The organism is Methanolobus chelungpuianus, assembly GCF_024500045.1.
Lineage (GTDB): Archaea > Halobacteriota > Methanosarcinia > Methanosarcinales > Methanosarcinaceae > Methanolobus > Methanolobus chelungpuianus.
Map to the genome: position 1 here is coordinate 199591 of NZ_JTEO01000006.1, position 19237 is coordinate 218827.

Here is a 19237-nt window from a genome sequence, read left to right on the forward strand (position 1 = left end):
TGGCTGAACACAATAAAAGACATTGCAACAAATAGGATCATGATCGAGCTCAAGTCCTTTAAAACAAGAAAAGATTGATTGCGCAGCAGCAGAAAATTCTAGAATGAAAAGAATAAAAAAAGGATAGGAAAAGGACAAGAGAATAAAAACAATACAGGGAGCACAGGAAAGATCAAATAATAGAATTTACGTTATTCTGTTTTTTCCTGTGGGGGTGACTGTCGCTGGTTGGTGCACTGAGGATGCACTTGTGAAAGTAGCCGAAATGCATACGGCAATAACGCTTCCCTGCTGTATCAGATCAGCCTTGACTTTCACTTGCGGAGTAGAATCCTGTCTTTCGTTGTTCCTGGCAGGATGCTTATCCCGGCAGTCCCATGCGAATAGAACTGCAATTGAGGATAAGTGTCCATCTTACTTAACATAACCGATGATTATTCAAAAGCAGTTGCCTTTTATTATCAAGACGTTAGAATTTAGGTATAGGGCTGCTGAAAAATATTAACTGCATCAATCTGTCGGAAGAAAGAATCTTTTTGTTGACTGAACTTTAATTGCAGACTTAAATTTAATTTAGCAAGCCATCCAGGAAAGAATCTTCTGTCAACTCGGGAAAAATGCCCTGCACAGGAAATAAAGATTATCGGTGGGAACGTTTTTTATATGAAAAGGTCAGTCTTAGGCTCAGATCTGAACAAGGTAGTATGAGGCGCCTGGAAACCACCACGCTTTAAGGCGCCTCTTTCCTTACGAATCCGAAATATTCCCCAATATTTCTTCTTAGGTTTGCGAGTGTCCCTTACTCGCAATACCTAGTAGGCATTTTTTGTATATAACATGATTTGTTCTTAATTCTGCGAACTATATTATATTTCGGTCACAACTGATTATTTAGCGGCATTATAATTTCAGTTGCTTTTGAAATGATCTTGTCTCAGATACAATGATCAGGATACCTGAGCATGAGCTGAAACATATATTCAGACCATTCACAGAGCGCTGATCTGATTTCCCTCGTATGCCCTTTGCAATTCCGCAATATCGAACTTTTTCATCTTAAGGAACGCTTCTGTTACCCTTGCCAGTTTTTCCGCATCCTGGGTCTTCATCATCTCATCCATCACGGCGGGAACGATCTGCCATGAAACCCCGAACCGGTCCTTGAGCCAGCCGCACTGCTCGGCTTCAGGAACAGCCGACAGTTTACCCCAGTAGTGGTCGATCTCTTCCTGATCCTTGCAGTACACCATAAGGGAGATCGCTTCGTTGAATGTGAAACCGTGCGCATAAGCACTGTCCATAGCCGCAAATTCCTGTCCCTCGAGGGTGAATGAGGCATGCTTTATTGTTCCTTCCCTGTCAGGCTCCTCACCTTTACCATACCTGAGGATATTGCCAATTTTTGCATTATGGAACACGGAAGCATAGTAATTGATGGCCTTTTCCGCGTTCCCGCTCTGATCGCCGGTGAACAGGAGAGTCGGGGTAATCCTCTGTGCTATTTCAGTGTCGCCTTTGAACATTATCTGCCACGAAAGACCGTACTTATCCTCAGTCCACCCATACCTTTCACTGAAAGGATACGCGCCTAAAGGCATGAGCGCATTGCCTCCTTCGGACAGTCTTTTCCAGAGCGTATCCACTTCGTCCTTCGTGTCGCAGGCAACAAGGAATGATATGCTAGGATTGAACCTGAAGAGAGGATCTGCTGACAGAAGCATGAATTCCTGTCCTGCCAGCTCAATGGCAACTGTTTCCGCGGTCCCGGAAGGAGTATCAGGGAGAACGGTCCTGTTTTTGACCCTTGAGTTCCCGAAAAGGGAAGTGTAGAATTCTGCAGCTTCAACGGCCTCTTTGTCAAACCATAGATGTGGAACTATCTTTTGCATGCTGATCACCATTCTTACATTAAAAGCTGCAGTTATTGTATAAAGTGATGAAGGAAACAATGGTGATATGGATTGATTTCAGTTGAGCATTGTATTCAAATCTGACTACATATAAAGGGTCTCTAACTATTTGAGTCACCTCCATAGAAATCCTCCTTGAATCTATCCGTTTTTGAAATTATAGTAAAGTCCGGTTTTCTATAGGCCATGTCCAGATGATTTATATAAATATAAAATATATAAGTATACATGCAACCTTTTCAATCGTATACATTTACTTGGTGGCAAATAGGGATGTTTAAGCTTGCACTCCTCGCTATCGGCGTTGCTGTTGGTGCTTACTGGGACGATTTTTTTAGTAGATATTTAATAGCTTTAATTGCCATTGCAGTAATCACGAGTGCATACATAGCATACATATCATTGAAACAGGCTAATCTGAGTAGCTGACACCTTTTTTCAGAAGAGCTCTTCTCATTTTTAATCAATTGCCGAAAATAGGCATGTTTTAAAATATTATTGATTACGCTACATGACATTAGGACATAATTCAAACTCTAATCCATATATGCTGATCTTAATAGGTTTTCTACAGAGCCAAGATAATCTAATTCATAAAAAACTAGTAAAAACGCTGAGGGGGAGGTTCGAACTCCCGCAGCGCGTGAGCACTACCGGTTTTCAAGACCGGCGCCGTGGACCACTTGGCTACCTCAGCATATTGGATTGTGGATGGTTCCTTAATAGCGGATTCAGATATAAGGCTTTTGATACTAAAACGATGTGGGAGATGTTGAATAAAGAATGAAGGGAGAGGGAGGGTTTATTCCTCGCTCTCTGTGGTCCCAGCTGCTTCCTCGGCGGGTGCTTCCTCTGTTGGCGGGACGTAGGGGTGCTTCTCTACGTACTCGAGGTGGGGGATGCCGAGCCTTTCGATAAGTTCGCTGGCTATGTTCATCTTGCTGACAAGCCATCTCTGGTTGAAGCTGAGCTCGAGGGGTGTGACGATGCGGATAAGGTCGTCAGTGACCTCTGCCTCGATGTCGGTAACGCCGGTGTAGAGAGCGATGAGACCCTTGACCTTCTGGAGCTTGTCCTCGATCTTCTCTTCGATGGTGTACTCGTACTCGACTTCCTTGCCTGCAAGGGCGTGGTTGAAGTCAACACGGACCCTGCGGCCAATGATCTGGGCGATGACTCCGCGCTTGCCGTTAACTTCCACAGGCATGCCGGGGTATGGGTTCTTGCCCTTGAGCTGGTCGCCGAGCTTGGTCACGGACATGGTCTCTACAAGAGCAGGGTTGTGCTTACCGAAAGCCTTCTCAGGAGGAACGGTCAGAGTGCCGGAATATCCTGGTTCCTTGCCCACGAAGTCCTCGTCAAGGCCCTTGATGGTCTGGCCTGAGCCGACAACGATGATGTCCCCGCCGTAAACGCCGCGAGGGTTGAAAATACCGTTGTCCTTTGCAAGCTGCTCGTCGGTTGTGTCGAAAACCATGCCGTCACTGAACTTTCCAGTGTATTTTATTCTAATGAAATCGCCTTTCTCGATTGCCAAATTGATCAACTCAGTTAATTGGTTACTGCTCTATGAATAGAATTACCTGCACGCTATACTCATATTTCTTTAAGAACCTTTTGGCAGTCAGGACATTCAGAAAGTGCTTCTGGAGACAATGTCCATTATAGTTTCCCTGCAGCTGCCCTCAACAGGTATGACAGAGTGCTTCGACGCCATCAGCCCGGCAAACTCTGAACAGAAGCCCGAAAGTGGTACCTTGTCGTCAGCCCACCACATCCGCCGGTAGTGGCTCAGGTAACCAAAGCCTTTCCTGAACCTGTAATTCTCCCTGACCTTTCCCACGCCGGCAAGACCTTCCGACTCCAGCGGGAGTATCACAATATCGTTCAATTTCATGCCGATAGTAAAATTGAAAACATCCTCGGACCACACATCGAGTACCGATTCATCAAGCTCAGCCAGTTTTGTAACGATCATTTCCTTGATCTGCTCGCGCCTCTCGAAGTTATCGAACTTATGCATTGTCTCGTCAAACTGCCTCAGTTCCTGGTTGAAGCTCTTAAGTTTCCTGTTGAGATTATGCATCTTCCTGACCACTTCAGGGCGTTCGCTCTCCGAGGAAATATCAACACCCTTAGTAGCATCCTCGAACTCCTTCCTGAACCTGTCGTCAAACTCCCTGTACTGTTCGCCAAGATAGAAATGCTTCTTGTGGTCAACAGGCGTATCCCTCAGCTCCATGAACTCCTGACCGAACTGCTCCAGAAGATGCAGGTTCAGGTCCAGGGAGAGCACACCCTTCTCAAAACATTCCCTTTCCTGCTGCCCGCAGTACCCTGCACGCACTATCCAAACATTAGCCCTGTATTCGTAAACCATTGTCTCTCGCCACAAGTATCAGCCGTTAGCTGACAGTCACTTATAGTTGCTTAAATAGATGATAGTTAGATATATCTAATAGAATGTGGTTTGTGATAAGCATAATGCATGAGAGCTTGCAGGTATTCCGTCCTGCACGAAAACACAAGCACGGCATATTTCTGTAAACGTTCATAACCCTCTATAATTCTCGGTCAAAACAGCGGACATACCATGATGCCTGATGATTCGTACGATATAATAGTTGTTGGTGCCGGTCCTGCAGGTTCCACGGCAGCCATGTATGCAGCCCGGAGAGGCCATTCGGTGCTCCTGGTGGACAAGAAGAAGGATATCGGCACACCCCTGCAGTGCGGCGGCTTCCTGCCCCATTACGAGACCCTGAGAGAGCTGGTCCCGAACGCGGAGCTGCCCTTCACCCTTGAGGAAATACCTGCATCCTGCATCCACACCACCACTTCCTACCAGCGCTTCATATCTCCCGATGGCTATTCAAAAGGCTTCAACGTCAGGGCCGATGCCATCGACCGCAGGCGCTTTGATAAATATCTCGCAAGACAGGCGGCAAAGGCAGGCGCACACCTGCTTGTGGGAACCAATGTCACTGAAGTGAGAGGCACCGAACTTATGATGGACGGAGCTTTTGGCGATGCCATTGTCAGGGGCAAGGTCATCATCGGAGCAGACGGCCCCAACTCCGTCGTCGCAAAAGCCGCCAACATGCCCAGGAGTGCAGACCCCATGGGCACAGGCACGGCGTTCGAATACGAGGTCAGTGGCGTGGATGTGGACAGGGAAGCCGTTGAAATGTACTTCGGCAAGGATTACGTGCCCGGAGGCTACGCATGGATCATCTCCCAGGGAGAGGACACGGCCAATATAGGCGTCGGCATCCGCGAGGCAATGTTCGGGGAAGGGATGTGTGCAAGGGATTACCTTGACAGGTTCATGCACAAGCATCCCATCGCAAGCAAAAGGCTTGAGGGCGCCTCAGTCCTGTCTATTGTCGCAGGCCTTGTCCCGGTTGGTGGCGCACCGAAGATGACCGCCACCAGTGACACTGTAATTGCAGGGGATGCTGCAGGACATATCATTGCCACCAATGGGGGAGGCATATCCACAGCTATGGTAGGCGGCAAGATAGCCGGCGAAACTGCGGCCGACAGCCTGGAAGGCAGGTGCAGCCTCATCGAGTACGATAAACGCTGGAGGGAGCAGATGGGACTTGAGATCAGGACAGCGGTCTATGCCCGCAGGCTCATGGACAAGCTCATGCTCTCGGACAGACTTATGAGCGCAGCCATCAGGGTCATATCACCGGAACACATGAAAGCCATCCAGTGCGGCCAGCTGCCCGATCCCGTCAAAAAAAGCCTCTTAAAACTTAATATAGGTCTTGAGTGAATATGCATATATTTGTCTACGGTTCATTGAAGAAAGGATTCTCAAAACATGGACTGATGGAAGGCTCAGAACTCATCTGCAGGACCCGCACCCGGGAATGTTTTGCCATGATCGACCTGCATCACTTCCCCGGTGTTCTCAGGGACCGGCAGGTTTCCCCTATATACGGCGAGGTCTATGATATCAGCAGCGAACTGCTGGGAAAGCTGGATGACTACGAGGGTGATTGGTACTACAGGGAGCACGTGGAACTTGAATCCGGCCTTACGGCCTGGATGTATTTCCTCAGGGAAGCCCCATGCAGCGTGGAAAAGTGCGGTACTGTAACTGAAGGTATCTGGAAAGAAAAGCCTGTGGAGAATAAAAATGCCTGATAGCAGCAAAGTTGACAGTAATAACTCACAAAACCGGTTCACCGGGGGGACCATCGGCTATGAATCCCACGGGAACCTCTACCTTAATATTACAAACAGATGCACCGCAAAGTGCAGCTTCTGTATCCGTGATCTGTGTGACGGCGTTTACGGTTATAATCTGTGGCTTACGGCAGAGCCCAGCTATGAGGAAATCATAAACGAACTTGAGAATACAGATCTCAGGCGATATAAGGAAATAGTGTTCACCGGTTTCGGGGAGCCAACATGCAGGCTTGATACGGTCCTCGGGATAACCCGCTGGTTGAGCGAAAGAGGCAAGCGGGTGCGCCTTGACACCAACGGCCATGCCAAGCTCATGTATCCCGGACGGGACGTCGTAGCAGAACTCAAAGCTGCGGGCATGGAGTCAGTCTCCGTAAGTCTCAATGCGGAATCCGGGGAAAAATATAACCAGCTCTGTCACCCGGCTTTCAGCGATGCATATGATTCCGTCCTGGAATTCACGAAAGAAGCCGTAAAAGCTGGCCTGAGGACGCAGATGACCGTTGTGGGCATGCCCCAGATAGATATCGATAAATGTGAAAGGATAGCGTATCGCCTTGGGGCCAGTTTCCGGGTCAGGTGAGCTCAGAAATACCTGAACAGGTCGTCCCTTTTCTCGGCATGCAGGCGCTGCCGGATAATTGAGTTGAGGGGCTTGATCTTACCCTGTTTTGCGCTTATGGGCGCAATGGAATCTATCCACTGTCTCCAGGGAGGCAGCATCCCTAGCTTGTCCGCGATGCCGTCGAGGATATCGTTCTGCTCCTCTTCCTTCAGCTTGTCCATTTTGTTGACAGCCACAACCGTGTCGATGCCGAGCTCCCTCAGGAAGTCATACATCTCCAGGTCTATGGGTATCTCGTTCCTTGACTCCCAGCGGTCCACAACCTCCACGAACACGGGGCCGTCGACAACCATTACAGCAAGCCTGATACGCTCAGTGCCTCTCTCTATGTAGCGCACGATCTGGTCCTTCACAATGTCCTGCTTGCGCTCCTTTACGCCGCTCATGAACCCGAAACCGGGCATATCGGTAATTAGGAGGTCTGAGAAACGTATCTGCGTGGGTTTCAGTGTGACGCCGGGGCGCTTGCCCACCCTCACCTTCTGTCCGGTGAGCTCCCGTATAAGGGAAGATTTGCCCACATTGGACCTGCCCACGAACACTATCTCAAAATTCACTCCTTCAGTAATATCGTCATTATCAGCCATTATAACTCACACTTAAGACCTTCCCTTTTTCAGCACCTATTGCAGCATCGAGATCCTGCAGGAAATCCACAAAGGATGCAGCCGGGATCCTTGCTCCGGCAGCCGAAGCATGTCCCCCGCCTGTGCCCCCATGCTTCAGGGCCACAGTCCGCAGCAGCCTGTTCAGGTCTATATCCGCCCGGGATCTGAGGCTCATATCATATACATCCTTATGCTCGCGGTACTCGGCAGCAATGCCCACTCCGCGCATACCATAGGATGCTGCGTAAATAGCAGATTTGGACATATAGCCTTTCGGGTCGATCACATAGGCCAGGTTCTGGAGGGATGTGACATCCTTTTTGATCCTCAGCCTGAGGGCTTCCTCAGCCCTTGCACCCTCCCTTGCGATCTCTGGAACGGAAGGGATCTCCGTGGGAATGGTATCCCGTGAAAGAGGAAGGAGCAGCTTCCTCTTGAACTCATAATTGCGGCCCATGTGAATAAGGGCCTGGATCAGGGTGCCTGCCTGGAAGAAAAGGCTCCTCTTGTCCCAGTCCTGCAGCCACTCTTTAATGGAAGGGGTATTGTCGTAGTAGTCCCCTATAGCCCCGTAGATAGCCACCCTGCGCATGTCACTGTTCAGCCGGTCCTCAAGCACCTTGTATGTCAGTTCGGAAGCGCACATGCTCAGGTCATTATGGAGCCAGTCCACGTCCCAGCATTTATCAGGCAGGGGATGATGATCAATGTATATGATGTTCGTATTACGGGAAAGTTCCTCAAGCCGATTGAACAGTGCTGTGCACGACCTTGCATCAATGGCGATATCACAAATGATGACATCCCTGAAACCTTCAGCCATTCTCAGGTCGTCAAGCACACCTACTGGCGAAGTAAAATAAACTTCAGCCTCAGGGTAAGCACTTTTGGCAATAGCTCCTGAACAGACGCCGTCAGAATCGCCATGCGTCAAAATGAGGGACCTGTCAGTTCTACTGTTGGAGGAAGACCTATACTTTGGCCTGCCCCTTATCTTTGTTTCTGATCTGTTCATCTGTATTAAAAGGAAAGCACTATCAACTATTTTACTTTTGCCTAAGACCGGATATTAATTGCCTTACAGCATCTATCAGGTCATAGAATATCCGGAACATCCCGTGATCTTCCTTCAGAGGCTCCGGCTGTTCTGCACTCTCGCCGGCGCTTGTATACTCCGGGTAGCCCGTATCATAATAGTCTGCCGGTCTGTCCTGTTCGCCATATTCCCGGACATAAAGCATATAGCGCCTTGAGTAAACTACATCCTCGTAATCCCTGGGGTCCTTAAAGCTTGCTTTTGCTGATGGCATTACAATATTGCCTGCCTTTCCCATCCTTAGGGAATACTCCAGGGTGATATTTTCCGAAGGATACAGTATCCTGCTGCTGCCGGTAGTGCCCTCCATCAATACGGCACCCTGGGGAAGCTCATCGGAAACTGACACATAGGCAGCCCTGTCCCCCTCATTTACAGCCGTTACCCGCATCCGGATAATATCATTAACCTGCACGCTTTCCGCAGAGTGGGCCTTCGTAAGATTGATATGCGGACCATGTACAACGAACTGCGTATCGTTCAGGACTTTGCTGTAAACCCGCCCGTCCATCCGGACCAGCACCTGCGTACCGGTAAAATTGTAAGTGCCGGGCCTTAGTGCCTTCAGGGAATACTGGAAAGACTTCTGTCCCTCCGGAGCAAGGGTGCAATTCCATTCCATATCCACATCAGGATCAAATATGAGGCCATCGGGTATTGTCTGGACAACTTGTATCGACGTCGGAACAAACCTGAGATTCCTCACCTTGATCTCAAAGTGGCCCCGCTCACCCATGTAGACCTCTTTTGCCCTGTTCTCCTCCACTGAGATTGTCGCATCTATCTTCTCTATCACGACCTCCCGGGACGCGGTCACATTCGCAAGATAGACACTGATATTTGTATAAGGCACGGGGATGTTGCTGCCTGTGACGACGCTCAGAACAGTGACATTCAGCCTGTCCCCGAATATCTGATTATCCGGGATGTCTGAATTATTCCTGGCAAGGATAGTCTGCCATGTCTCGGAGCGGTTGCTCTTCACAGTAAGCATTACATAATCACTGTCAGTGTCAAAGGCTTTGGATGGTGAGAAGTCAGCGGCCTTTATCAGATAGCCGCTGGTATTCACCTCCTGCCCCCAATAAAGGGTGTAGTTGCCTGCGTCGAGCCACTCAAGGCCATCCTCATCGGTGAATGAACCGGCACTCGCAAGGCCGGACAGGCACAGCAGGGATACCAGCAAGCAAGCAACTCTGAGATATACCGGGTTCATAACAATTACTGCTTTTCCCTGCGCCTGATCACTGCAAAGGCACATCCCAGAACGAATATCATAAGGGATGCTTCAAATCCCGGCTGCACCCTCTCATCCGAGGGATCGGTGCTGTCAGTGGAAGGAGTGCTGCCTGATGTACCGCCGGAAGTGTCCGTCTTCGGATCATCTGCAAGCGAGGCAGAACCCTGCGCCTGCGGATCAACAACCGAGAGTACAGGCATATTTGATATCCTTTCGCCTTTGAACCCTTCCATATCAATGAACGTTGCAGCCGTTGCCGGGAGTTTTATCTCTCCTGCTTCCTTTGTCCTGATGACATAGGAATAGGTGGAGGACTTACCTCCTTTAAGCACTTCCTTGAATTCCAGGTTACCGCTTACGAAAGATACACTTGAAGGCAGGGTCTCTGACGTGATCACACTGGCATCCCTGTTACCCTGATTCTCAACCTTTACAGTGACAGTCGCTTCCTTACCCGGATTTACGGAAGAAGGGCTTATTGTCTTGGTAAGCACTATATTGGGCCCGTTCACTGTGACCTCGGAGGTTATTGATTTGAATGTGCGCACTTTGCCGTCAGGAGCCGTGAATGTCGCAATCGTTGCAGGAGGTGTGTTCTTGCCTGTTTTTACAGGTTTCATCGTATATTTGAGCAGGTCCGATTTTGTCTCACCCGGTGCAAGGGAAACTGTGGTCTCCAGATTGGCATTGTCCTGCAGCTCAAAGTATTGATTAAGGGTGTCTGTAACAGTTGCAGAACTTACACTGTAGAGGCCTTTGTTGTAGACGCTCACCGTTACATAAACAGACCTATCCATGTATATTTCCTTTGGAATGCTCTTGGTGATGATGAGTTCGACAACAGGCTCTATGGTGAGTGTCTTCTTTCCTTCGTTGGTGTGGATCTGGTTGTTGATATCCCTGGAGCTTGTTGTGACTTTGAAGTCGACCTTTGTCTGGTCCCAGTATTCAGATACCTTGAACTTGACAACTATAGGCTCAAGAACATCATCTTCCTTCACGTCTGTATAGCTGTACTTCAGTTTTCCTGAAGTCTGCTCCATTCCGCACGGGTCAATCTCAACATCCATATTGAAGGCTTTGGCATCCCCTTCGTTCTTGATCTTGATAGTTGCCGTAACAATAGATGAACCCGTCAGCCTCGGATCATATGTAGCCGGATCTTTATCGGTGGTGATCTCGATCTTCATCTTGGGATAGGCTCTCTTATACACTTTGATGGCAGCCTTGGGGTCCTTCATGTTGCCGGTCCACGGATCGATATTAAGGGTTACCGAATCGACAACCACTTTTACGTCGTTACCGTTTTCCGTATCACGATATGTCAGGCTTTCCCCCACTCTCACAGGAGAAATAGCTTTTACCTGATTGTTGCTGGTTATGCTGATACTGACAAAGCCGTCAGTATTGAAGTCCTCGGCTTTGATGACATAAGTGTCCATGGCAAGGGTAGCTCCCCAGCCAAGGGTACCGCTCTTGGTCGCACTGTCCGCCCATTCAATATCATCAGCGGTATAGGCTAATGCAGGCAGGCAGAGAAGCATCAATGAAAATAAAAAGATAAGGGATTTTCGGAACATTGCTCATCCTCATGCGTTAGTAGTAAAAATTAAGAAGATATCATTTTTAGGACTATTCTTTCGGTATCAGTGACTTGAAGCCCTTGAGCTGGGAAGGCCTGTCAATTACAGTGGTCCTGGAAGTGGAGGTCGGGAGATCTGTAAGCGCAGGCTGCTGTATAAGTCCTGCAGTATTATCGTCCGCTTTACGCTGGCTTTTGTAGCCCGCTTCAATGGTGTGCTTTACGCTTAGCTCCACAGGATCTGAGAAAAGGTTCGCTCTCTCTGCTTGCTTTTCCGAGCTCCTTTTGGACATGTCGACCTTGAGATCCCGCTCCCTGGCCCTGGAGCCATATTCCTTGCCGTCCCTGTAGTTCTGCATTACAAGTTTCCCAAGACCGGACTCCCTTGCAAGGTCTTCCAGCATCGAGTATTGCTCGCTGACCCAGCCGAGCTCGGAATGCTTATGGTATCCTACTTCAAAACCGAGTTTATAGGCACTTTTGACAAGCTCGTCGACCTCAGACCTTGTGAGCTGCGCTTGCTCCTCTTTCTTTTTGAAAAACCTGACCATAGCCTCACATCCTCATTCAAGCATTCCCAGGACACACAGGCCCCTTTCATTAAAACCCACGCTGCGCAGGTTACAGTCGTGCTTCGTCCCTCTCATCTTGATGATCTGGATAGCGCGCGTCATTGTCTTATCATAGAGGAAATTGTGCAGGAATATGACCCCATGTGATGCGAACTGTTCTGTGGAATATGCCGTGGGGTCCGTCATCTCGGATATAAGTATCGTGGTGCAGCCCAGCTTCTTCAGGTTGCGTATGAACCTGCTCATCTCCTTTTCCTGGAGGGACATGTCCTTTGATGTGAAACGTATGGCTGAGACCGAATCTATCACCAGTCTCTTTACACCGTACTCAGCAACATATGATGCAATTTCCTTATACACCGTTGCTGGGGAAGGTGCCCCGTGGTCTGCCGGAGAGTTGATCATATCATGGTCATTAAGACCGCTTTCATGCAGCTCATCAATAAAACCATAGTCCATCCTTGGCCCAAGGTCCGCAAACAGGAGCTTATGCATCTTGATGAGGGTTATAACGTTCATGGAGTAATTGGACATATCATCGATGATGTTCTGCGGGCTCTCAACGAGGCTTACATAAAGACCTACTTCCCCAAGCGCCGCCCCCTGTGCAAGGTACTGGACGCAAAATGTGGTTTTGCCGCTTCCGGGAGGACCACTTAGAAGATAAACACGTTCCGATAGTAGTCCTCCTTGCAGGATCTCGTCAAGACCATCAATTCCAGTTCTAATTCTCATAAGGTGCCCTCGGTAAATATATTATCTTTTATTATATTTATTACGTGCAGATATATTACTGTTATTATGCAGCTAATAATATACATAATAGTATTATACATATTAGTATCCTAATTACCTTCCAGGCTGCGACAAATTGAAATTGATTGGAAAATATCCTTTATCTATGAAGCTATCAGATGTAGTTGCCACCTTGGAACAAATAGCTCCTCCTGAACTGGCAGAGGATTTCGATATTGGCAGGATTGGACTCACCCTGGATCTTGAGAATGACATTCAGAAAATTGCCGTGTCTCTTGATCCTACACGGTATGTGCTGAAAAGAGCAGCAGATATAGGAGCGGATCTGCTCATAACACATCACACCCTGATCTTCCACCCATTGAACCTCATCAATAAGCCTCTTGCGGAAATTCTCAGGATAGCCCTGGACAACAATATCTCATTGTACTCGATGCACACCAATCTCGATAAGGCAAAGGGAGGCATCAACGACGCACTTGCAAGAAGGATAGGCCTTTCCAACATTGTTGATACCGCGGTCGGAAAGATCGGGACTGTCAGCTCCTGTCCTGCCGAGACCTTTGTGAACCACGTTGCAAAGAGCCTGGATACCCATGTCCAGTTCACGGGCCGCAAGGAAGAGATCAGCAAGGTCATGGTCTTTGGAGGAAGCGGCTTCAGGAACGAGTACCTCGCGGTGGCAAAGCAGTATGATGTCGATGCCTATGTTTCTGCAGAGCTGAAGCATGACATCATCCGCTCATGGGAGGACATGCTGCTGGTGGACGCCACCCACTACGCAACAGAGAATCCGGGCATGCAGGACCTATGCACTGTGCTGGAGGAGAAGCTGAGGCTTGACGTGGAATTCATCGACCACAACCCTTTCATCGAAGTACTCTGAGGTTGCAGGGCTATGCCAGACGGTGATTCACACATAGATGAAGATGAACTGGAAAGAATGCTGGAGGAACAGTCAAAGCTCAAGGAAAAGCCCAAGCACAGAGGCTACGGCGACTATGAGAGAAGAGGCATCTACAGGGGCCCTGATGTAAAGAACGAATCAAAGGATTGAAAGACGGTCTCCAGCCGTCCTCAATCTCGTCCTTCCAGCCTGTTATCAACGACCTTCTTCCCGCGTTCAGCCGGGATGATCTTCAGTTCCCCGCCAGCGAACTCTTTTTTGAGGGGATCGGTCGAAGCTATCCTGTCAAGGGTCACAGCCACTGCAGCGACCTCCGAATGGGGCTGGTTCCCTACCGCAACATTCCAGTCAGCCATTTCGTATATCTCGAAGGGTACTTTCTCGGCTCCCACGACTATCAGGAGCTTCTCACACTGCCCAATATCGCTGGCTGCGTCAGGAAGGTTGACCCCGTACATGGACAGGTGACATACCTTGCCACCTTCTTCCTTCCATTTTCGTATCTCGGCCTTCCAGTTTACATCGTTCCTGACGTAGAATTCCCCACCCCATCTTTTTGCAACGTCCATGATGTTCTCTGCGAGCTTACTGTCATCCGATGCCAGCAGCATGCCCTCGGCCCCGAAGGCCCTTGCAGTAAGCCCGACATGAGTGGTTATCCTCTTATCCCTCACAGGACGATGGCCAAGCCTTAATATAACTATCCTCTTCATCATGCACCCTTTCAGAGTCCCTTGACCTCGTCAACTCTTTCAATGAGCATGCCTTCGACGAAAATTGGCGGGAACTCCCTTGCATATCTTACTGCGTCTGCAAGCTTCTCTTTCTTGTCGGCATAGACGGTGAGCACAGGCTGGCCTTTCGCCACGGATTCACCGCGCTTCTTGTGGATAAGGACACCTGCCCCCTTGTCGTTGGGAGCGCCTGCGAAGCGTGCCAGCTGGACGATCCTCTTGTTATAGAACTCGATGATATACCCGTTGGAGGGTGCCAGGATCTCCGCAGTGTGCTGCCCAACAGCTATATCCCTGTAACTGACATCAGGGTTACCGCCCTGTACCTCGATTATCTCTTTCATCTTTGCCAGGGCCTTGCCGTTCCTAAGCGTTTCGAGAGCAAGCTCCCTTCCCTGGCCACGTGGTGCGGCTCCACCCATCTCAAGCAGCATGCCTGCTATAACGACACTCTTCTCGATGAGGCTGTTGGGACCTTCCATTGTCTCAAGGACCTTCAGGGCCTCCCTGACTTCAAGTGCCGGACCTACTGTCCTTCCCACAGGCGAGGCGCCGTAGGTCAGGGCGCAGTCCACATCCATGCCCAGGCGCTCTCCAAGGCTTATGAGATCCCTCGCAAGCTTGCGCCCGGCCTTCACATCGAGTATCTTGGTGCCGGGACCTATTGGTATATCCATGACGACCTTCTGGGCACCTACAGCGCCCTTTTTGGCCATGATGGAGGCAAGGAGCTGGCAGTGGGGGTCGACTGAAAGCGGGTACTCGATCTTGATAAGCTTGTCGTCGGCAGGCGCAATGTTGGTTCCGCCTCCCCATACGATGACCCCCCCGACCTTTTCCGTCATTTCCTTGATCTGCGTGGCTGTGAAGTCCACCGGCGCCAGGATCTCCATCAGATCTGCAGTGCCTCCGGCCCCGGTTATGGCACGGGAGCTGGTCTTTGGTATGAGCAGGCCGTTGGCCGCGACTATAGGAACAACCAGCAGTGTTATCTTATTCCCTGGAACACCGCCTATCGAGTGCTTGTCCATTATAGGGGAAGTGGAGAACTTTATCTGTTCCCCGGTCTCGATCATAGCCCTTGTAAGCCATTCGGTCTCATCCTCTGAAAGGTCCCTTATATAGGTGGATGTAATGAAAGCGGCAAGCTCAACATCGCTCAGGTTCTCCTCAACTATATCCCTCACAAGGAGGTTCACCTCGTCCCTTTCCAGTTTCTTGCCATCCATCACCTTGCGGACTATATGGGCAGACTTGGGCTTCTCCGCGGGCTCAACATCGACTGTCTCGGTCCATTCCTTGCGGAGCTGTTCCTGTACCTCATGGTAGACGCCTATCATTCCCGGGGCTATCATATCTTCCGTGAAATCCACTATTGCAGTCAAAGTAGCGTGATTACGCACCCTTACCCTGTCACCCTCATAGACGCCAAGCTCCTTGGCATCCAGTGTGTTCATAACGACCTTGTATTTACCGACCTTGATATCAATAGGCTGTACTTTTAACTGCATGGTTCCACCTTTTTTAGTACTGTCAAATGCACTACTAGATAACAACTAAGGGTAAATATGTTTATGGTAGTTGTGCTTAAATATGGAAAATATGATGGAAATGCTTCAAGCAGGCAATGTTCTAAACCTCTGCAGTCACTTCCATCTGACACTTAGAGGATGCTCTGTCCTTACTGGTGCGGAAGAGATTGCTGGTCAAGCAGACCATCCATCTCCAGTGCAGTACGACGTGAATGACTGAGAATGCAACCATGATAATCCCGATCTGTTCATGCATATGAAGCCATTCCCTTCCGTCCAGCCCCAGGTAGCTTATACCCTTGCCTCCGTACATCAGGATCCCTGAAAGACTCACTATAAATGACTGTGCCAATAGTGGGATGTCCACGATATAATTCAGCTTTGACCTGTTCATTCTAAACTCCTGTTTTACTTCTTTATCCTTTGGTTCTCGTTTCAACCCGATTTTAGTTCATGAGTGATGATAAGATCACATACACTGTTGCAGAGGTAGAGGTTGTTCGTTGTGATAGTTTGCAGTGGTTGGTAGTGCTGCATATGTGATCTTAACAATCCCCTGATCCGGAAGTTCAAATAAATAGATGCTTACAAAAAATTGAGCCTCAAACAAACTTAGTATGACTAATGAAGGTTTAGTGAACCTTTGATTGCCTGAGAAAGCTTTACATAACAGATAATGATGCCGAAGCCTCAGTGCAACCACTGTACTTAAAAACAATCAGTAGTGATACGTTTCTATGAATTATTTCATGCAGACAGCCATAGATGAAGCCCGGCACGGGATGGACCATAATCACGGCGGACCCTTCGGTGCGGTGATAGTAAAGGACGGTGAGATCATCTCCAGAGCCCATAACGAAGTACTCAGGACAAACGACCCCACGGCCCATGCGGAGATACTGGCCATAAGGCAGGCTTCTGAGCTGCTTGACAGGTTCGACCTGTCAGATTGCGAGATATACACCACCTCGGAGCCCTGTCCCATGTGTCTTGCCGCTATTTACTGGGCGCGCATCAGGACAGTCTATTTCGGCTCCGGCAAGGAAGATGTTGCACGCATAGGATTTGATGACAGCCGTTTCTATGAGATAATCAGGAGTGGGAATGGTTCGGAGCTCAGCCGTATCAACATCGAAAAAGAAAAATGCCTGGAGCTGCTTAAGCGCTGGGAAAAGAAACCGGACAAGCAGATGTACTGAAAAGTAAGGGGAAACATCAAGTATATTAAGTAACTTTGTTTAAAATATATTAATAAGAATAAGGGCCTGCAGGCGGATGGACAGGAATGCCACTTCAAGATTTTGCAGTAAGTATCGTATCATTTGCTATCACATTATTGCTTTTGCTCGTGCTCAGTTATCTTTTCAGGAAGAAGGCATTCTTCTCAAAAGACAGGATAATACAGCAACTGGTCATTCTGATCATCCTTGCTGCCGGCCTCGGGATAGCAGTACTGACCCTTCCCCTGAGCACTGATGACAAGAACCTGATCCTGACCCTCGCAGGTATCGTTATCGGTGCAGCCATCACCTTTGCTTCGACCACATTTGTCGCCAACGCCATGGCAGGCATAATGCTCCGGCTGATCAACCCTTTCAGGAGAGGGGATTTCATAAAGACCAACGACACCTTCGGAAGGGTGACCGAGATAAATTTCCTGCACACCCAGGTACAGTCTGTTGACAGGGACCTCATAATGATACCGAACAGGATGCTTGTATCATATCCGCTCAAGACCATCAGGTCATCGGGTACGATCATTTCTGCAAGTGTTTCCCTTGGATATAATATATCACGCAAGACCATTGAAAAGAACCTGCTGATTGCAGCCGAAAGGACAGGGCTTGAGAACCCTTTCGTGCATGTCACCGAACTGGGAGATTTTTCTGTCACCTATAAAGTTGGAGGATTGCTCAGAGACGTGGAAAGCATCATAACAAAGAGGTCCGATTTTAAAAAGAATGTCATGGACTCACTTCACGAGGCTGACATTGAGATCGTTTCACCTACTTATACGAACAGGAGAAACCTGAAAGACGATTACGTATGCATACCTCCTGAAGAGAAGGGAGGAACACCGGTAATGCACGATGAGTCAATACCAAAGACCGAGGACATTATATTCGATAAGGCTATCGAGGCCAGGAACCTGGAAGCCATATACACCAACTGGGAGCGCTTTCCCGAAAGAAGAAAAGCGATAGAGGAAAGAATAAAGGAACTGCCGGATGAGAAAGCCCTGGAAAGCATGAAGATTGAACTAAGGTCGCTGGCAGAGCAGGAACAGGAACTGAAGCCTTCCCTCGACCTACTGAAGAGCAAAGCTGGTATCAGGAAGGATATGGACGAAGAGGAGAGGAAGCATATCCTTGACATGATAGCTGACCTTGATACAAGGGAACATGCAATAGATGACAGATACAGTAAACTGGAACTCAGGGTTGATAAGTTACTTGAGGGACGTACATAGATTTTTATATAATCGAAGGAATGGTTCACCGATGGCAGCGCCATACAGATAAAGAAAAGATGAATTGAATCAAAGGTTGTTTATTCTTTCAATGATGATCGGTGTGCTTGGACCAAAAGGTTCCTACTCTGAGAAAGCTGCTGGACAGTGGCTTGCTGAAATATTTCCCGGGGAAACTGCTAGTATCCACTCTGAGAGTTGCCGTGACCCTGTCCTGCATTATTGCGACGATATACAGGATGTTTTCTCATTCCTTAGAGAAGGTCCCGTGGATATTGGCCTGGTGCCCGTGGAGAATTCCATTGAAGGTTCTGTAGGAGTAACCCTTGACATGCTGCTGGAGCATGATGTGACCATAATCGGTGAGACCGTTGTTGCCATCGAGCATTGCCTGCTTTCAAAGGGCAGAAAGGAAGACATAAGGATAATACTCTCACATCCCCAGGGTCTTGCACAGTGCAGGCATTTCCTGAAGGAGAATTTCAGGGGAGCGGAGCTGAGGACCACAGGCAGCACATCCCATGCTGCAAAACTGGCCACGGAGTTCGAGGAGATGGCAGCCATCGCATCCCGCGAGTCGGCTCAGACGTACGGCCTCAACATCCTGGTATCCAATATCCAGGACAGGAAGCACAATCACACCCGCTTCCTGATAATGGTGCGTTCGGATGAGGCTTCTGCCGGATACCCCTACAGGAGCTATGAGGACCGCACTTACAAGACATCCATAATAGTGTATCTGGACCGCGACAGGCCAGGAGCTCTTTACGAGATACTCGGGGAATTTGCCCGCAGGAAGATAAACCTCACCAGGATAGAATCCAGGCCCTCCAAAAAGACTCTTGGGGACTACCTGTTCTATATCGATCTTGAAGGCAGGACGAGCGATGATATTATAAAAGAAGCAATATATAATGTAGAGTCAAAAGTCGGCATGTTAAAGATGCTTGGCTCCTATCCTGCATCAGAGCCAGTGTGATCGAAGAGACAGCGGGCCACGAC

At 48.9% G+C, this 19237-nt stretch carries 20 protein-coding genes and 1 tRNA gene; 8 read left to right on the forward strand and 13 right to left on the reverse strand.

Going from position 1 to position 19237, the window contains the following annotated elements; genetic code table 11:
* Nucleotides 1–989: 989 nt before the first annotated feature.
* The 4 genes from PV02_RS11255 to PV02_RS11270 form a co-directional block, all read right to left on the reverse strand.
* Nucleotides 990–1889, reverse strand: a complete 900-nt coding sequence (locus PV02_RS11255; RefSeq protein ID WP_256623515.1) for a VOC family protein — start codon at nucleotides 1887–1889, stop codon at nucleotides 990–992.
* 632 nt (nucleotides 1890–2521) lie between these two features.
* A tRNA-Ser gene (locus tag PV02_RS11260) sits at nucleotides 2522–2607 on the reverse strand.
* Nucleotides 2608–2712: 105 nt separating this feature from the next.
* Complete coding sequence (locus tag PV02_RS11265) at nucleotides 2713–3447, reverse strand: FKBP-type peptidyl-prolyl cis-trans isomerase (protein ID WP_256623516.1); 735 nt, start codon at nucleotides 3445–3447, stop codon at nucleotides 2713–2715.
* A 96-nt stretch (nucleotides 3448–3543) separates the two neighbouring features.
* On the reverse strand, nucleotides 3544–4305 hold the full coding sequence (locus PV02_RS11270) for a hypothetical protein (RefSeq protein ID WP_256623517.1): 762 nt from the start codon (nucleotides 4303–4305) through the stop codon (nucleotides 3544–3546).
* Between the two features lie 198 nt (nucleotides 4306–4503).
* Between PV02_RS11270 and PV02_RS11275 the strand changes: the two genes are divergently transcribed.
* From PV02_RS11275 to PV02_RS11285, 3 genes are read left to right on the forward strand one after another with little or no spacing between them, the layout of a single operon-like run.
* Nucleotides 4504–5694 carry a geranylgeranyl reductase family protein gene (locus PV02_RS11275; RefSeq protein ID WP_256623518.1) on the forward strand — a complete coding sequence of 397 codons (1191 nt, stop codon included), beginning with the start codon at nucleotides 4504–4506 and terminating at the stop codon, nucleotides 5692–5694.
* 2 nt (nucleotides 5695–5696) lie between these two features.
* Nucleotides 5697–6068: a gamma-glutamylcyclotransferase family protein gene (locus tag PV02_RS11280; protein ID WP_256623519.1), complete on the forward strand. Its 372-nt coding sequence runs from the start codon at nucleotides 5697–5699 to the stop codon at nucleotides 6066–6068.
* Nucleotides 6061–6696: a TatD family nuclease-associated radical SAM protein gene (locus tag PV02_RS11285; RefSeq protein WP_256623520.1), complete on the forward strand. Its 636-nt coding sequence runs from the start codon at nucleotides 6061–6063 to the stop codon at nucleotides 6694–6696. The genes PV02_RS11280 and PV02_RS11285 overlap by 8 nt, the downstream gene beginning before the upstream one ends.
* A 2-nt stretch (nucleotides 6697–6698) precedes the next feature.
* Here the strand turns inward: PV02_RS11285 and engB are convergent, their stop codons facing one another.
* Genes engB through PV02_RS11315 form a run of 6 tightly spaced genes read right to left on the reverse strand, consistent with a single transcriptional unit; the run spans nucleotide 6699 to nucleotide 12571 of the window.
* Nucleotides 6699–7325, reverse strand: coding sequence for a GTP-binding protein EngB (engB, locus tag PV02_RS11290; RefSeq protein ID WP_256623521.1), 627 nt, complete (start codon nucleotides 7323–7325; stop codon nucleotides 6699–6701).
* Complete coding sequence (locus PV02_RS11295; protein ID WP_256623522.1) at nucleotides 7318–8361, reverse strand: DHHA1 domain-containing protein; 1044 nt, start codon at nucleotides 8359–8361, stop codon at nucleotides 7318–7320. The genes engB and PV02_RS11295 overlap by 8 nt, the downstream gene beginning before the upstream one ends.
* A gap of 31 nt (nucleotides 8362–8392) precedes the next feature.
* Entirely contained in the window at nucleotides 8393–9658 is a 1266-nt protein-coding gene (locus tag PV02_RS11300) for a DUF11 domain-containing protein (RefSeq protein ID WP_256623523.1), read from the reverse strand.
* A 5-nt stretch (nucleotides 9659–9663) separates the two neighbouring features.
* The gene (locus PV02_RS11305; protein ID WP_256623524.1) at nucleotides 9664–11262 is read right to left on the reverse strand and encodes a CARDB domain-containing protein; all 1599 of its coding nucleotides are present in this window, start codon (nucleotides 11260–11262) and stop codon (nucleotides 9664–9666) included.
* Between the two features lie 52 nt (nucleotides 11263–11314).
* Nucleotides 11315–11815 (reverse strand): hypothetical protein, encoded by a 501-nt coding sequence (locus tag PV02_RS11310; RefSeq protein ID WP_256623525.1) that lies wholly within the window; start codon nucleotides 11813–11815, stop codon nucleotides 11315–11317.
* Between the two features lie 12 nt (nucleotides 11816–11827).
* Entirely contained in the window at nucleotides 11828–12571 is a 744-nt protein-coding gene (locus PV02_RS11315) for an RAD55 family ATPase (RefSeq protein WP_256623526.1), read from the reverse strand.
* 166 nt (nucleotides 12572–12737) lie between these two features.
* On the opposite strand from PV02_RS11315, the gene PV02_RS11320 reads away from it, so the two are divergent.
* Both PV02_RS11320 and PV02_RS11325 read left to right on the forward strand, forming a co-directional pair.
* The gene (locus tag PV02_RS11320) at nucleotides 12738–13478 is read left to right on the forward strand and encodes a Nif3-like dinuclear metal center hexameric protein (RefSeq protein ID WP_256623527.1); all 741 of its coding nucleotides are present in this window, start codon (nucleotides 12738–12740) and stop codon (nucleotides 13476–13478) included.
* A gap of 12 nt (nucleotides 13479–13490) precedes the next feature.
* Entirely contained in the window at nucleotides 13491–13649 is a 159-nt protein-coding gene (locus tag PV02_RS11325) for a hypothetical protein (protein ID WP_256623528.1), read from the forward strand.
* Between the two features lie 20 nt (nucleotides 13650–13669).
* Here the strand turns inward: PV02_RS11325 and PV02_RS11330 are convergent, their stop codons facing one another.
* The 3 genes from PV02_RS11330 to PV02_RS11340 form a co-directional block, all read right to left on the reverse strand.
* The gene (locus tag PV02_RS11330) at nucleotides 13670–14212 is read right to left on the reverse strand and encodes a tRNA (cytidine(56)-2'-O)-methyltransferase (protein ID WP_256623529.1); all 543 of its coding nucleotides are present in this window, start codon (nucleotides 14210–14212) and stop codon (nucleotides 13670–13672) included.
* 11 nt (nucleotides 14213–14223) lie between these two features.
* Nucleotides 14224–15744, reverse strand: coding sequence for an AMP phosphorylase (locus PV02_RS11335; RefSeq protein ID WP_256623530.1), 1521 nt, complete (start codon nucleotides 15742–15744; stop codon nucleotides 14224–14226).
* A 121-nt stretch (nucleotides 15745–15865) separates the two neighbouring features.
* Nucleotides 15866–16159 carry a DUF4405 domain-containing protein gene (locus PV02_RS11340; protein ID WP_256623531.1) on the reverse strand — a complete coding sequence of 98 codons (294 nt, stop codon included), beginning with the start codon at nucleotides 16157–16159 and terminating at the stop codon, nucleotides 15866–15868.
* A 343-nt stretch (nucleotides 16160–16502) separates the two neighbouring features.
* On the opposite strand from PV02_RS11340, the gene PV02_RS11345 reads away from it, so the two are divergent.
* From PV02_RS11345 to pheA, 3 genes are all read left to right on the forward strand, one after another.
* Nucleotides 16503–16964, forward strand: a complete 462-nt coding sequence (locus PV02_RS11345) for a nucleoside deaminase (RefSeq protein WP_256623532.1) — start codon at nucleotides 16503–16505, stop codon at nucleotides 16962–16964.
* An 86-nt stretch (nucleotides 16965–17050) separates the two neighbouring features.
* The gene (locus tag PV02_RS11350; protein WP_256623533.1) at nucleotides 17051–18235 is read left to right on the forward strand and encodes a mechanosensitive ion channel domain-containing protein; all 1185 of its coding nucleotides are present in this window, start codon (nucleotides 17051–17053) and stop codon (nucleotides 18233–18235) included.
* Nucleotides 18236–18326: 91 nt separating this feature from the next.
* Nucleotides 18327–19214 (forward strand): prephenate dehydratase, encoded by an 888-nt coding sequence (gene pheA / locus PV02_RS11355; RefSeq protein WP_256623534.1) that lies wholly within the window; start codon nucleotides 18327–18329, stop codon nucleotides 19212–19214.
* The last annotated feature ends 23 nt before the right edge of the window (nucleotides 19215–19237 follow it).